The sequence below is a fragment of the Synechococcus sp. B60.1 genome (assembly GCF_047462555.1).
GTDB lineage: Bacteria > Cyanobacteriota > Cyanobacteriia > Thermostichales > Thermostichaceae > Thermostichus.
Genome location: NZ_JANSJN010000011.1, coordinates 1 through 13,723, shown reverse-complemented (window position 1 = coordinate 13,723; position 13,723 = coordinate 1). Strand labels below are relative to the sequence as shown.

The 13,723-nt window shown below is 61.8% G+C and carries 12 protein-coding genes and 1 tRNA gene; 5 read left to right on the top strand and 8 right to left on the bottom strand.

Going from position 1 to position 13,723, the window contains the following annotated elements; genetic code table 11:
- Position 1: 1 nt before the first annotated feature.
- Positions 2 to 1,051, top strand: a complete 1,050-nt coding sequence (locus tag NW863_RS02265; protein ID WP_414364136.1) for a potassium channel family protein — start codon at positions 2 to 4, stop codon at positions 1,049 to 1,051.
- Positions 1,052 to 1,077: 26 nt separating this feature from the next.
- On the opposite strand, the gene NW863_RS02260 is transcribed toward NW863_RS02265, so the two are convergent.
- The 7 genes from NW863_RS02260 to cobJ form a co-directional block, all read right to left on the bottom strand.
- On the bottom strand, positions 1,078 to 1,746 hold the full coding sequence (locus tag NW863_RS02260) for a PHP domain-containing protein (protein ID WP_414364135.1): 669 nt from the start codon (positions 1,744 to 1,746) through the stop codon (positions 1,078 to 1,080).
- 143 nt (positions 1,747 to 1,889) lie between these two features.
- Positions 1,890 to 3,050, bottom strand: coding sequence for a pyridoxal-phosphate-dependent aminotransferase family protein (locus NW863_RS02255; protein ID WP_414333171.1), 1,161 nt, complete (start codon positions 3,048 to 3,050; stop codon positions 1,890 to 1,892).
- A gap of 30 nt (positions 3,051 to 3,080) precedes the next feature.
- A tRNA-Cys gene (locus tag NW863_RS02250) sits at positions 3,081 to 3,152 on the bottom strand.
- Positions 3,153 to 3,309: 157 nt separating this feature from the next.
- Positions 3,310 to 4,476, bottom strand: coding sequence for a CO2 hydration protein (locus tag NW863_RS02245; protein WP_414364134.1), 1,167 nt, complete (start codon positions 4,474 to 4,476; stop codon positions 3,310 to 3,312).
- 54 nt (positions 4,477 to 4,530) lie between these two features.
- Complete coding sequence (locus tag NW863_RS02240; protein WP_414364133.1) at positions 4,531 to 6,048, bottom strand: NADH-quinone oxidoreductase subunit M; 1,518 nt, start codon at positions 6,046 to 6,048, stop codon at positions 4,531 to 4,533.
- Positions 6,049 to 6,061: 13 nt separating this feature from the next.
- Entirely contained in the window at positions 6,062 to 7,909 is a 1,848-nt protein-coding gene (locus NW863_RS02235; protein WP_414364132.1) for an NAD(P)H-quinone oxidoreductase subunit F, read from the bottom strand.
- Between the two features lie 143 nt (positions 7,910 to 8,052).
- Positions 8,053 to 9,921 carry a precorrin-3B C(17)-methyltransferase gene (gene cobJ, locus NW863_RS02230; RefSeq protein ID WP_414364131.1) on the bottom strand — a complete coding sequence of 623 codons (1,869 nt, stop codon included), beginning with the start codon at positions 9,919 to 9,921 and terminating at the stop codon, positions 8,053 to 8,055.
- A gap of 55 nt (positions 9,922 to 9,976) precedes the next feature.
- Here cobJ and NW863_RS02225 point away from each other — a divergent pair, with 55 nt between their 5' ends.
- From NW863_RS02225 to NW863_RS02210, 4 genes are all read left to right on the top strand, one after another.
- The gene (locus NW863_RS02225; RefSeq protein ID WP_414364130.1) at positions 9,977 to 10,639 is read left to right on the top strand and encodes a hypothetical protein; all 663 of its coding nucleotides are present in this window, start codon (positions 9,977 to 9,979) and stop codon (positions 10,637 to 10,639) included.
- A 64-nt stretch (positions 10,640 to 10,703) separates the two neighbouring features.
- On the top strand, positions 10,704 to 11,168 hold the full coding sequence (locus NW863_RS02220; protein ID WP_414364129.1) for an FKBP-type peptidyl-prolyl cis-trans isomerase: 465 nt from the start codon (positions 10,704 to 10,706) through the stop codon (positions 11,166 to 11,168).
- A 51-nt stretch (positions 11,169 to 11,219) separates the two neighbouring features.
- Positions 11,220 to 11,873 carry a 5-formyltetrahydrofolate cyclo-ligase gene (locus tag NW863_RS02215; protein ID WP_414364128.1) on the top strand — a complete coding sequence of 218 codons (654 nt, stop codon included), beginning with the start codon at positions 11,220 to 11,222 and terminating at the stop codon, positions 11,871 to 11,873.
- 25 nt (positions 11,874 to 11,898) lie between these two features.
- Complete coding sequence (locus tag NW863_RS02210) at positions 11,899 to 12,339, top strand: FxLYD domain-containing protein (RefSeq protein WP_414334570.1); 441 nt, start codon at positions 11,899 to 11,901, stop codon at positions 12,337 to 12,339.
- Here NW863_RS02210 and NW863_RS02205 read toward each other — a convergent pair.
- Complete coding sequence (locus tag NW863_RS02205; RefSeq protein WP_414364127.1) at positions 12,336 to 13,610, bottom strand: amidohydrolase family protein; 1,275 nt, start codon at positions 13,608 to 13,610, stop codon at positions 12,336 to 12,338. The two genes, NW863_RS02210 and NW863_RS02205, sit on opposite strands and share 4 nt — an antisense overlap.
- Between the last annotated feature and the right edge of the window lie 113 nt (positions 13,611 to 13,723).

Sequence of the window (13,723 nt, the reverse complement as noted above, 5' to 3'; positions counted from 1 at the left end):
TATGGCTTCTGCTCGTCACCCTTTTCCCCCTGCCAACAGGGATCCCGGCATCCGGCGGGATCTTGGTTTGGGGGTAGGGGCGCTGCTGGGCGTTGTCCTAATCGGCACCCTCTGGTACCACAGAGTGGAGCAATGGCCTTGGGTGGAAGCGTTTTACATGAGCGTCATTACCCTAACCACTGTGGGCTTTATGGAGGTGAGGCCGCTAGGAAACCGGGGGCGCTTGTTCACGGTGGCCTTGATCCTGATGGGGGTTTTGAGCATCGGGTTTATGGTGAACCGCTTTACGGAGGCCCTCATCCAAGGGCATTTTCAGGAAGGGATCCGGCAGCGAAAGTGGAAGAAACAGATGGAAGCACTGAACAACCACTACATCGTTTGCGGTTTTGGGCGCATTGGGCGGCAGGTGGCGCAAGAGTTTCAGGCAGAGGGGGTGCCGTTTTTGGTTATTGATCAATCTGCCGAGGCAATTCAGGTGGCGCAAGAGCTGGGATATATCGCTCTTCATGGGGACAGCACCCTGGATGCCACCTTGCTGGCGGCGCGGGTGCAGCAGGCCGAGGGGTTGATCGCCGCCCTCTCCAGCGATGCCGAAAACCTCTATGTGGTGCTGTCGGCCCGCACCTTGAACCCTCGCATCCGCGCCATTGCCCGCGCCAACACGGAAGAGGCTTTGCAAAAGCTGCAGCGAGCGGGCGTTGCCCACGCCATTTCTCCCTATATCACCGGTGGAAAACGCATGGCGGCGGCGGCCTTACGCCCCCGCGTGGTGGACTTTGTCGATGGGATCCTGTCGGGCCGGGATCGCACTTTTTACCTGGAGGAGTACGAGCTGGCGGCCCAAGAATGCCCCTATGTCGGCCAAACCTTGGGGAAAGCCAATTTGCGAGCCCGCTCTGGCGCTTTGGTGGTGGCGATTCGGCGGGCAGATGGCCAGTTGATTGGCGGCCCCAGTGGAGATACCCTGCTGCAGCCGGGGGATCTATTGCTGTGTATGGGCACGGCCGAGCAGTTGCGTCGCCTGGGCCAGTTGCTCTATCCCCGTCTCTAGAGGGTTTCTCATCAGGGATAGCCTAGCTAGATTCGCCTGAGGATGCTGGGGCCGTGGGAGTCGGTGCCGCAGGTTTTCAAAAGTCCATAGGTCTCGGCCAGCTTTTCCCCGATCGCCGTCTCTTCTGGGCTAGGAGCCCAAATTTCGGGGTTTTTGTAGGCGTAGTAGACCTCAAGGCCATCTAGGCCCAACTCCACGGCTTCCGGAACCAGCTCTTCCGCAGGCAACCCGTAGCGAAAAGGATGGGCCAGCACTGCCAGGCCCCCAGCCGCTTGAATAGCCCCAATGGCCTCAGCAGCGGGCAGGCCGGGCACCTGCTCCCCCTGGATAAAGGGAGCCAAAACAGGGTCGGCAGGATCAAACCCGTAGCCGAGAATATGCACCTCGCAGCCCAGCAGGTTGGCTGTAATCTCGATCCCCGGCCACAGGATGGGATCCTCGGCGCGATCCAGGTGGGCGCGGGCCTGTTCGTAGCCCTTCAGGGTGTGGTGATCGGTAATGGCCAGGCCCTTGAGGCCGTGCCGGCGCGCCTGCTCTGCCAAGTCTGCCGGATCCATGCGCCCATCGGAGCAGCAGGTGTGCAGATGAAAGTTGTACTGCAAGGGACAAGAAAGAGGGCCGATCCCTTGCAGCACCCGCCGCAGCTCCACCGCAGAAGCCACTCTACAGGGATCCCATTGCAAACCAACCAGCATGGCTACCCTTGCCTCCCCAACAGGCGCTGCTCCAGAGAAGCTAAGCTCCGAAGTTTTATCTTTTGTTAAGGACGTCCACCCATTCTAGCCGGGGTGCAGGAGGGGTGCCAGGTGTGGAGAACTACAGTAGTGGCCAGGGATCCCTAAGGGTTGGTCAAGATCTCTTCAGCAGCCTTGAGGGCTGCTCCAGGAGAGAAGTCGCTGTAGCCCAGTGTGTGCAGGGTTGACTCGAGAGCAGCCAGCGTGGTGAGAATGTCTCGGTCGCTCACAAAGCCCAGGTGGCCGATGCGAAAGATCTTGCCCTTGAGGTGGTCTTGGCCGGCGGCAAGGGCAATGTCGAAATGCTTCTTCAGGGTGCTGCGGATAGTGTCGGCGTTGATCCCTTCGGGAGCCAGCACGGCTGTTACCGAGGGGCTGGCCGCCGACTCTGGGTTCACCAAAAGCTTCAGCCCCAGCGCCTTGACACCGGCGCGGGTGGCCTGGGCCAAGCGGTCGTGGCGACGGTAGATGGCCTCCAACCCTTCCGCCCGCATCAGGCGCAGGGTAACTTGCAAGGCGTAAAACAGATTTACTGCCGGGGTAAAGGGAGTGGTGCCCTGGCGTAGGGCTTTTTGGGCCAGCTTAAAGCTCCAGTAGTACTTAGGAAAGCGAGAGCGCTCAGCAGCAGCCATGGCCCGCGGGCTGACGGCCACAAACCCCAGCCCCGGCGGGATCATGTAGCCCTTCTGGGATCCAGAGGCCACCACATCCAAGCCCCACTCGTCCATAGGCACTGGCATCGCCCCCAAACTGGTGACCGCATCCACAATCACCAGCGCTTCCCCATGCTCGCGGGCGGCAGCTGCAATAGCCTGCACATCGTTGGCCACGCCGCTAGAGGTTTCCGAATGGGTGAGAATGACCGCCTTGATGGTCTTCTCCCGGTCGGCGGCCAGCTTTTCTTGGAAGACCTCGACGGGATAGGGCACGCCCCAGGGGGTTTCTATCCGCTCGCACTGCAGGCCAAATTGCTCCGACATCTCGGCCCAGCGCTCGCCAAACTTGCCGTTGACCCCCACCAAAACCCGTTCCCCTGGGCTGAGGGTGTTGAGGATCCCGGCTTCCATGGCCCCGGTGCCGCTGGAGGCAAAGACAAACACATCGGAAGTAGTCTGGTGCAGCCAACGCAGCCCCTCCGTCACCTCTTCCAGGATGGCGGTGAACTCTTTGCTGCGGTGCTCGATAGGCCCCCGCGCCATGGCCAGCAGCGCACTCTCGGGAACGGGAGTGGGGCCGGGGATCATCAACATCAACTTGTCTTTCATGCGTGTCCCGCCAGGGAGGTCAGGTTTAAGAGGTGGCGGCCAGATTCGAACTGGCGCATAGAGGTTTTGCAGACCTCTGCCTTACCACTTGGCTACGCCACCCTACTCCTCAATCAGACAAGACATTGTATCCGAAAATGGGATCCCCTAGCCACCGCTGCGCGGGAGCTACAGACGTAGGATGTTACAAAGCAGCCCCTGCTCTTCTGGCGAGCCAGATATCGCTCCAAGCGTCCCTGGAAAAACGACAGAACCAACATTAGTCTTGCACACTTAACAGACGGGATCCCAGCAGGCGTTGCAGCCAAGGGGCAAGGAACTCGCGGTTAGCTGACTGCTGCTCTGGATCCTGGGTTTCCAGAGGAAAGGGGGCAAGGGCCCGCAGGGCGGCAGTGGTAACGCAGAACATGGCCTTTTGGAAGCTGAGGCAGATTTTCACCCTGAGGTCATCTTCCCCGCGCGGCTGGCGGCGGTAGTGCTCCCGCAAAGACTCAGGCAGGTGGCGCATCATATCCTGCATCAAGAGGGTGGGTGGGATCCCGGCACTCCCCACCGGCAGTGGATCGGCATAGAGGGCTCCATAGGCGAAGTCCGCCTGCTCGACTGGGATCTGGTGCGCCTGGGCGTTGTAGGAGACTGTGCCCATGAAGGGGAAAGAGCGGAAAAACACGGCTTCCACGTAGGGCAGGGCCGTGTCGGGCAGGAAGGTCAGCCCCGCCGACAGGGGGATGATCTCGTAGCGGTGGCCCCAGATGCAGGGAGCGTAGGTGATGGGCTTGTTGGCGGCTGCCACCAACCCCTGCTGGATGTGGGCCACCACGTCGGCAAGGGTGAGCTGGGGTTCGCTCTCGTGGCGCTTGGCCAGGGTCAGGAAGAGATCGCTCATCACCCGCCAAAACTGGCCCAGGCCGCTGTACATGGCCAGCATGCGCACTTGTTCCAGCGCAAAGTCGGGGCAGAGGAAGTTAAGGCCCTGCAGAAGGGGGTTGAAGCGGAACTTGGCCCGAATAGCCACCTTGGCTCGCTCGACAAATTCGGGAGTATCCAGATAGCGATCCAGACCGCCCCCCCCATGCCAGAGCATGGCTTTCATGCAGTATTCGGCAAACTCGTAGTTGATGCGATCGTGCCAGAGGTAGCGCAGCCATTTGCCCGGCGTAATTTCGCCGTTAAAGTACTTAAAAGCGGGGAACAGCTCCAAAAATTGGTGGTCGGCAATGAAGATTAAATTCTGGGAGTAGGCATCCAGCACCCGGCCGTAGCTATGGAGGATGCCGATCACCTCCAGCCGGTTGCTGGGGGAATCCGGCACAAGGGCTCCCCCTGCCTCTAGGCGTTGGACAATAGGAGCCAGTCGCCATTGCTCTAGAGGATCTAAGCCGGCCAGAAAGAAACAGGAAGGAGCGGGAACCAGGGTAGCAGTCATGGGAGAAGCAGCAGTTGAGACAACAACAAAAACCCAGTTGATCTCACCAAATCGTCACAACGAAGATGACCCAGGCCCGAAAGCAGTGATCGGCCTGCCTGCTTCAGCAAGATTGAGAACCACCGGCCTGGCCCAGTGAGCGGCGGTGGACTCCACCCAATGGGTTGCCCAGGCAGGCTGGAGGCCGAGCCACACCACCAGCACTGCTAGAACTACAGCAGGCAGGCGTTCTCCGGCGGCATGTCGTTGCATGGCAATGGCCACTTCCGAGAGGCGCCCGAAAAAGACACGGTTCACCATTAGCAGAAAGTAGGCTGCCGTCAATCCTGTCCCCACCATGCACAGCAGCGTCTGCAGGGGGAAGACGGGAAAGCTGCCCCGAAAGAGGGTGAACTCGGCAATAAAGCCCACCAGGCCGGGCGTGCCGCCGCTGGCCATCACCCCCAACACCGTCAAGCTGCCAATAAGCGGCAAGCCCCGCTCCGGGTTGAGCAATCCCCGCAGCAACCTGAGATCCCGCGTGCCGGTATTGGCGTAGACGGCACCCACCAGCAGAAACAGCAGCGAGGAAATCAGGCCGTGGCTCACCATCTGGAATAGGGATCCCACCAAGGAGAGGGGGGTGGCCGCCGCCGTGGCCAGGAGAATGTAGCCCATATGGGCAATGGAGCTGTAGGCCACCAGCTTTTTCATATCTTGCTGCACCAAGGCGTTCAGGGATCCATACAGCACATTGGCCACCGCCCAACTGGCCAGCCAGGGCCCGGCTTGCTCCCAGGCAGCCGGCAAAAGCTGTAGGCCAAAACGCACCAGGCCATAGGTGCCCAACTTGAGCAAGAGCCCCGCCAAGAGCACCGAAATGGGGGTGGAAGCCTCCACGTGGGCATCCGGCAGCCAGGTGTGGAAGGGCACCAAGGGGATCTTGATGGCCAGCCCCAGCAGGATGGGAACAAGCAACAAAAGCTGCTGCAGCGGGGGCAAGGGGTGGGCCTGCAGAACGGTGTAACTAAAGCTGTGAACCTCGCTTAGCCAACTGAGGCCGAAAAAGCCAATCAGCAGCAGAATACCAGAGACAGCGGTGTAGACCAAAAACTTGGTGGCAGCATAGGTGCGCCGCGGCCCGCCCCAGATGGCAATCAGCAGATAAAGCGGGATCAGCTCAACTTCGTAGAACAGGAAGAATAGCAGCAAGTTCTGGGCCAGAAAAGCCCCCGCAATAGCGGCTGCCAGCAGCAACACCAAGCTGTAGTAGAGGCGAGGCCGCTCCACCTGGCCGCTGGCCCAAAGGGCAATCAACACCAGCAAGCCAGTCATCACCACTAGCGGCAGGGAGATCCCGTCCACCCCTAGCTCATAAACCAAGCCCAACTGCGGGATCCAGGCCACTCGTTCGGCCATCTGGATCCCTTGCTCTTGAGGATCCAAAAGCAGCAGCAATCCCAAGCTCAGCCCCAACAAAGCCAGGCCAAACCCCAAAGCCAAAGTCCGGTGCAGGCCCTTCCCCGCTCGCTCGGGGATCAGCCCCACCAAGATGCTGCCCAACAACGGGATCCCGACCAAAAGGCTGAGCATCACTTCCTCCCACTCAATAGGCCAATCCCAAATGGGGCGAACGCAGCAGCCAAGCGGTAACCACCACGACCCCAATGACAATGAGCAGCACGTAGAGCTGCATCCGCCCCGACAGGGTGTACTTGAGGGCTTCGCCGCTAAACCAAAAAGCCAGGCTCACCCCGTTCACCAGGCCATCCACCCCGTTGCGATCCAGCCATTCCAGTCCGCGGGAGAGGGCGCTGACCGGCTGCACCAGCAGCGCCTGGTAGAGCTGCCCGGTGTAGAAATCCTGGGCCAAGAGATCCTGCAGCTCCGGCCAGGGCAGGCGCAGCCGCCGCCGGCCTCCCCAGTACAGCCAGGCACCAACACTGGCTCCCAGCAACCCTGCGGTCCCCAGCAAGACAGCCATCTGCTGCAGCTCCGGGATCCAAGCGGGATAAAGCCCCCAGCGCCAGAAGAGCCAGGGCATCAGCAAGTTCTGCACTGTCAGGATAACCATGGGCAGGGCCATCAGCCAGCCCACCTCAGGCGCGCGGCGCGTCTTGGGCTGCGGGGATCCCAAAAAGACCAGACCAAACACCCGCGCCAGATTCAAAGCCGTCAGCCCGTTAACCAGCAGCAACACCCCCATCAGGGCCGGCTCGCTGTACACCAGCGCCAGGCGAATGAGAGTCCAAAAGCACCCCAGTGGAGCCACCATCCCCAGGGATCCCACGGCAAAGGCGGCCAGGGTAGCCGGCATGCGGCTCCCTAGGCCCCCCAGCTCCGTCAGATCCTGGGTAGAAGTGGTGTAGATGAGGGATCCCACCCCCATAAACAGCAGCGCCTTGGCCAGGCCGTGCATGAGCAGCAGCTCCAGGGCCAAATCCGGCTGCCCCGTCCCCACCGCTGCAAACACCAAGCCTAGGTAGGCACTGGTGGAGTAGGAGAAGGTGCGCTTAAGGTCGATTTGCGCCAAGGCCACTAGGGATCCCCCTATAGCCGTAATCGTGCCGATGGCCACCAGCACCCCATCGGTGAGGGGAGAGAGAGCCAAAAGGGGCTGCAGCTTGATCAAGACAAAAGCGCCGCAGGCTACCACCGCCGAGTTGCGCAGGATCGAAGCCGGGTTGGGTGCCTCCATGGCCTCATCCAGCCACAGGTGTAGCGGGAACTGGGCGCACTTGCCCAGCGGCCCTGCAATCAAAGCCAACCCCATCAAGGCCGCCCAAGTCGGATCCAAGCTGGTCGTAGCCGCCCAATCCCGCAGGCCGGAAAAGGTCAAGGAGCCGGAGAAATTGGAGACCGCCACCACCCCCATCAACAGCAACAGGTCTCCCACCCGTTTGGTGAGAAAAGCATCCCGCGCTGCAGTAACCACCAGCGGCTGGGCGTACCAGAAGCCCACCAACAGATAGGTGGAAAGCGTCAGCATCTCCAGCAGCGCGTAGCTGAAAAACAGGGAATCGCTGAGGGCGATCCCCGTCATCCCGCCCTCGAAAAAGCCCATCAGAGCGGCAAAGCGACCCAAGCCCCAGTCCTTATCCAAATACCCCAAGGCATAGATCTGGGCCAGCAAGCTCAAGCCGCTGAACCAGACAACGGTTCCCAGCGTCAGAGACGAAACCTCCAAAGACAGGGTCAAATCCAAATCGGCCACCCGAAACCAGAGGTAGTTCAGGATCTGGGGATCCCGACCCCAAACCTGCCGCAACAGCCAAAGGCCATGAGCAAGGGCCGCAAAGGTCAGTAGGATATTGAGGTAAGCTGCCGGACGTGGGCCACTGCGCTTAATCCAGCCACTGGCCCAAGGGAGAGCCAGCGCTGTCCCCACCCAGCCATAAAAGGGGAGCCACCAGGCGCTCTCTGGCCCAATTGCCCAGTCTTCAAAGCCCGCCATCTGCTGCTTGCAACAAGTAGCTAAGCATTTTTTTTCAATGAACGGCTACAGTCCAAATATACACAGGGTACGTAGGAAGCTTGGCTCAGGAAGGTGCAAAATCCCCAGATTTCCGTAAGGCTTTTCCTAGGGGAGCAGAATCCTCAAACCCGCCGGGGATCAGCAGCGCCCAGGCGATAGCCGCGGGGGGTGATCAGCCACCTGCCGTAGCGAAAGGTCTGCGAGTTGCCGATCAAGACCAGGGTAAACATGTCCACCTGCTCAGGATCCAACTCCCCCAGCGTGGTGAGGTGGAAAACCTCGCCGGAACGGTAGAGGTTGCGGGCCACCGCCACAGGGGTGTGGGTGGGACGGGCGGCCAAAAAGATCTGCAGGGCTTTGAGGAAGGGATCCAGCCGCTGCCGCGAGCGGGGATTGTAGAGGGCCACTACAAAGTCAGCGGCCGCCGCCGCCTGCAACCGCTTCTCGATGGCCGGCCAGGGGGTAAGGCGATCGGAGAGGGAAATGGCGCAAAAATCCTGCACCAGGGGCGCCCCCAGGCGGGCGGCGGCAGCCTGAAGGGCGGAGATCCCTGGCAGCACCTCCAGAGAGGGGCAGCTCCCATCCCAGCCGCTGCGGGCCAAGTACTCCAGCACCAGCCCGGCCATGCCGTAGATCCCGGCATCTCCCGAAGAGATTACCGCCACCTGCAACCCCTGCTGGGCCAGGGCAATGGCCCGCTGCGCCCGCTCCACCTCTTGGGTGAGGGGGAAGGCCTCCCGAATTTGGCCGGGGTGCAGGAGGGGTGCCACCAAGTCCAGATAGAGCTGGTAGCCAATCACCACGTCGGCTTGGGCCAGAGCCAGGCGGGCAGCCAAGGTCAATTGAGCGGGATCCCCAGGGCCGGTGCCAATCAGCCACAGGTGCCCGGCGCGAGGGGAATACTCCTGAGCAGCGCGGGCAATGGCCAGGGTACACGCTCCCTCAGTCTCTGAGGCAAAGACCTGCTTGGGGCAGAGGAGGGTGGCCCCCTCCTGGGCTAGCTCGTCCTCCCCCGACCAGCGCTGGGCAGCCAAAAGAGCAGCCGCCTCTGCCACCGAAGGGGTGCCCACCGCCTGCCGCACCGCCTCCGAAGGGTGGGGAACTGGGATCCCGGCCAGGGCTTCGGCAGAGAAGAACTGGATAGGCCAGCCGTAGGCCTGGGCCAACTCCAGCAGTCCCGCTTCATCCCGTTTCAGCTCCAGGGTGGCCAAGCCAGCAACGGCCTCGAAGGCCAGCCCCTGGGCCTGCAGCAGGCGGCGCAGGGATCCCTCCAGCCAGGCGCGGCTGGTGCCCCGCTCGCAGCCCACACCCACCCACAGCACCCGTGGATGCCAGTGGACGGTGGGGATGGGGGGGCAGGGTGTTGTATACTCGCCAATCCGGACCTGGGCCACCGCCTGCTCAGGAGGGGTGGTGAAAAGGGGGTGATCTGGGGGCCAGGCCTGGCGCCAAAGCTGTGTGCCACAGGTTTGCTGAACCACCACCGGCTCTCCCCGCGCCAGAGCGGCTGCCACTCCGTTCCAATCGCCGGTGCCCCGCTGCCAACCGTAGGGATCCCCCAGCCCATCCAAAGGCGGGATCCCCAGCCCTTCTGAGGCAGAGGTGAGGATGGGCTCGGCTCCCAAAGCAGCCGCCACCCGCCGCGCCAGCGCCTCAGCTCCTCCCACATGGCCGCCACAGAGGCTAATGGCCCAGCGCCCAGCTTCGTCCACCACCACCACCGCCGGATCCCGGTATTTGTCTTGCAAGAGGGGGGCAATGAGCCGCACCACCGACCCAACTGGCAAGACAAAGATACAGCCCTGCACCTGCGGCCAGCTCTGGGCCACCGCTGCCGCCAAGGGATCCCCATAGGCTTGCCAGGGGGGTGGCAGCGGCTCTCCCGGGGGGTTGGCCTTGCTCCAGCAGATCCACTCCTCCGGCAGTAGCGACAGCAAAGGCTGGGCCAAGCGGCGACCGCGCGGGGTAGGGGCAAACAGGGCAAGCTTCATTAGCCTAGGGATCCTATACTGGACTACAGAGCCACCCGCAAATAGACGAGCGCCAATGCCAACCCCCCTTGGACTGATGCTGCCGCTGATCCCCCTGGAGGCTCTGCTCTCCACGAAGGGGCTGATGTTTTTGTTGCTATCGGCCTATGGCGGGGCCATGTGGACATTTTTAAGTGGCGCTCCCCGGGTGTACACCATCATCGTGCCCGATCTGGAGCAGGCAAGGGGCTTCTACGAAAAGGTTTTGAAGCTGCCGGAGGCGGAGCTGCCACTGCAGTACTACTACGGCTACGAGCAAAGCGTCGTCAGCTCTAGCCTGGGATCACCCTATTTTCCAGGGGATATTGGCCTCAGCTCCCGCCTCGATGCCAAAGCCCGCCCCACCTCGACACCTCTCGATACCCCTGGCCTCTGGTATCAGCTCTCCGATACGGTGCAACTGCACGTGATCCCTGGTTCTACTGATCCCTACGCGGCCTCCGTCCCCTACGGCAGTCCCTCCAGGCTCCCCTCTGTACCTGCCTACGGGGCGGCAGCCAGTCGCAGCAGCGGCGTCCGCTATCGCCACACCACCTATGAACGGGAAGCCCTCAAAGCCCTCCTGAAGCGGATCAACAAGCAAGGGATCCGCAACAGCGTCCGCTCCGAAAAGCCTTTTGTCTTCTGGGTGCGCGATCATCAAGGGCAGATCATCGAATTTGCCGAAATAAAAGGATGAAGGGATCCCCTAAGATTGTTGAAGGAAGGGGAAGCAAAAAGTCGGCGAGGGGAGACGCCAACAGATGAAACGGATGCTGCTGCTGTTGCTGGGTCTGCTGTGGATCGGGATGTGGGGTGGACAGCCGGCCGTGGCTCTGTCGCGGGCCAAAGACAACCCCGTGGTGGGCATCCAATCCCCAGCCAAAGACTTCATCACCACCGAGTCTGGCCTGCAATACTACGACATCGCTCAAGGCAGTGGGCCTTCACCTCAACCGGGGCAAACGGTGGTGGTGAACTATGTGGGCAAGCTGCAGGATGGCACCGTCTTCGATAGCTCCTATAAGCGCAATCAACCTTTCACCTTCACCTACGGAGTAGGGCAGGTGATCCGCGGCTGGGAGGAAGGTCTGGCCACCATGCGGGTGGGTGGCAAGCGGTACTTGCGCATTCCGCCGGAGTTGGCCTACGGCAGCCGCGGCGCCGGCGGCGTGATCCCACCCAACGCCACCCTTGATTTTGAAGTGGAGCTCCTGGCCATCCAGTAGACTCTGGATATCCACGCCTAAGCTTGACTGGGGGTGGGGAAAGTCAAGGCGGTGAGATTGCAGGGCGCTGCGGCAACTCCCTTCTGGGTAACAAACCTGTCTCCGTCTGTGGAGCCCAATTTTCCCCCTGAAGCTCCTAGCGCAGAAAAAGCTCGCCTGCGCCAGCACTTCCGCCAAGTGCGGCAGGGGCTGGAACGATCCCTGATCGAGCAGAAAATAGTGGCTCATCTGGCCTCTCACCCCCAGCTTTTGGCGGCCAGAACCATTTTGGCCTACGCGGCCTTCGGCTCCGAGGTGGATCTGGGATCCCTGTTCGCCCTTTTCCCTGAAAAGCGCTGGGGGATCCCTCGTTGCTTGCCGCAGCGGCAGTTGGGATGGCATCGCTACCACCCAGCCGAGCTTGTTCCCAACCGCTGGGGGCTGCCGGAGCCCTCTCCCACCAGTGAGGTTATCGATCCTGCCGAAGCGGAGTTGATCCTCGTGCCCGCCCTGGCCTGCGACCGCTGGGGAAGGCGTTTGGGCTATGGCGGCGGCTATTACGACCGCTTTTTGGCCTCGCTGCCGGATCCCGGTGTGCCCAAGTGGGGCATTGTCCCGCAGGCTTGCCTGCTGCGGCAGCCTCTGCCTCAGGATCCCTGGGATCAACGCCTGGACGGGATCCAAACCGAAGAGGGGTTTTACCCGGCGGGGGATCCCCTAGACTAAGGGAGATGGGCCTTGGAGGAAAAACATGAGCCAAGTTTGGAAGAAGGGGCTTCGCTCCCTCTGCTGGAGCCTGGGCTGGGCGGCTTTGGCGGCCCTCTTGCTGGGCTTTGGCGCCATCCCCCTACAACTGAAAGATCTGCACATCACCCCCTGCCCGGATACCCCCGAATACACCAACCTGGTCACCAGCAACGGCAACCCCATACCGGCCAGGTGCATGTTCATTGAAGGGACGGTGGTGAACCGCTCCAAAAACACCTTGGTCAATGCGGATGTCTTCGGTCGCCTTTACGATGCCAACGGCAATGAGGTTCTGCCGGAGCGCACCCGCGTGGGAGCCATCGAAGAGGTTCCCCCCGGCGAAAGCCCCTTCTCCATTCGCATCTCCGTGCCCGTGACCAGCCCGCTGCCCTTGACCCTGGAGCAATTCAAGGCCAGCGGCTTCAGCGGCACCGTGCGCCGTTAAAGCTGGCGGGTGAAGTCTACCTGGGCCGGGCGCCCGGGCAGATGGAGTTGGGTAACCACCGGCGGGGTTTGGGCGATCAGCCGTCCCCGACGGAAAACGTACAGGCAAGCCGGTTTCAGGCGAATGGCTTCGACGGCATCGGCAGCCTGGAGCACCACCAAATCGGCATAGCAGCCGGGTTCTAGTCCGTAGCCTTCTAACCCCAGAATGCGGGCCGGGTTTTCCGTAACGGCCAAGAAGCACTGGCGCATCTGCTCATAGCCGGTCAGTTGGGCAGCGTGGATCCCCATGTGGGCCACCTCCAGCATGTTGCCGCTGCCCAGGGGATACCAGGGATCCATCACGCAGTCCTGGCCAAAAGCTACTGTCAGCCCGGCGGCCATCAGCTCCGGCACCCGCGTCAGCCCCCGCCGCTTGGGATAGGTGTCGTGGCGGCCCTGCAGCACTAGGTTCACCAGCGGGTTGGCAATCACCCCCAGCTCTGCCTCGGCCATCAGGGGGATGAGTTTGCTCACGTAGGCGTTGTCCATGGAGTGCATTGAGGTAAGGTGGGAGGCGGCCACCCGCCCCTGCAAGCCCAGCCGCTGCGTTTCATAGGCCAAGGTCTCCACGTGGCGCGAAAGCGGATCGTCTGTCTCGTCGCAGTGCAGATCCACGCGCAGACCCCGCGCCGCCGCAATCTCGCACAGGGCCCGCACCGAAGCTGTTCCTTCAGCCATTGTCCGCTCAAAGTGGGGGATCCCACCCACCACCTCCACCCCCAAGTCCAGGGCCTTCTCCAAGAGCTGCACCGCTCCCGGCGAGCGGTAGTAGCCATCTTGGGGAAAGGCCACCAGTTGCAAATCCAGGTAGGGAGCAACCTTTTGCTTCACCTCCAGCAAGGCCCGCACCGCCAACAGGTTGGGATCGCACACATCCACATGGGCGCGGATGGCCAGGATCCCGCGCGCCACCGCCCAGTCGCAATAGGTCAAGGCCCTCTCTATCACTGCCTCTGGCGTCAGCAGCGGCTTCAACTCCCCCCAAAGGGCGATCCCTTCTAGCAAGGTGCCCGATTGGTTGACGCGCGGGATCCCGTAGGTAAGGGTGGCATCCAGGTGAAAGTGGGCATCCACAAAGGGGGGCGACACCAAGCGGCCACTCACATCGATTTCCTGGGGAGCGGTGGCCTGCAGATTTACCTCCAGGGCAACGATGCGGTCTCCCTCAATGCCGATATCCACTCCCTTACGGCCATCCGGCAAGTTGGCCCGACGCAAGATTACATCCATCCCCCTCTTCCCAACCCGGCTTGACCATTTTCTTGCTCAACGTAAGGCGCGGGATTCCCCACCCGGGTGGGGAGGGATAGCGCCTCCTGACTGATTCTGGATATATCGCTTCA

What these genes read in the sequence shown, in the direction of transcription:
- NW863_RS02265 (WP_414364136.1), top strand. Translation starts at nt 2, where the DNA reads ATGGCTTCTGCTCGTCACCCTTTTCCCCCTGCCAACAGGGATCCCGGC.
- NW863_RS02260 (WP_414364135.1), bottom strand. Translation starts at nt 1,746, where the DNA reads ATGCTGGTTGGTTTGCAATGGGATCCCTGTAGAGTGGCTTCTGCGGTG.
- NW863_RS02255 (WP_414333171.1), bottom strand. Translation starts at nt 3,050, where the DNA reads ATGAAAGACAAGTTGATGTTGATGATCCCCGGCCCCACTCCCGTTCCC.
- NW863_RS02245 (WP_414364134.1), bottom strand. Translation starts at nt 4,476, where the DNA reads ATGACTGCTACCCTGGTTCCCGCTCCTTCCTGTTTCTTTCTGGCCGGC.
- NW863_RS02240 (WP_414364133.1), bottom strand. Translation starts at nt 6,048, where the DNA reads ATGCTCAGCCTTTTGGTCGGGATCCCGTTGTTGGGCAGCATCTTGGTG.
- NW863_RS02235 (WP_414364132.1), bottom strand. Translation starts at nt 7,909, where the DNA reads ATGGCGGGCTTTGAAGACTGGGCAATTGGGCCAGAGAGCGCCTGGTGG.
- cobJ (WP_414364131.1), bottom strand. Translation starts at nt 9,921, where the DNA reads ATGAAGCTTGCCCTGTTTGCCCCTACCCCGCGCGGTCGCCGCTTGGCC.
- NW863_RS02225 (WP_414364130.1), top strand. Translation starts at nt 9,977, where the DNA reads ATGCCAACCCCCCTTGGACTGATGCTGCCGCTGATCCCCCTGGAGGCT.
- NW863_RS02220 (WP_414364129.1), top strand. Translation starts at nt 10,704, where the DNA reads ATGAAACGGATGCTGCTGCTGTTGCTGGGTCTGCTGTGGATCGGGATG.
- NW863_RS02210 (WP_414334570.1), top strand. Translation starts at nt 11,899, where the DNA reads ATGAGCCAAGTTTGGAAGAAGGGGCTTCGCTCCCTCTGCTGGAGCCTG.
- NW863_RS02205 (WP_414364127.1), bottom strand. Translation starts at nt 13,610, where the DNA reads ATGGATGTAATCTTGCGTCGGGCCAACTTGCCGGATGGCCGTAAGGGA.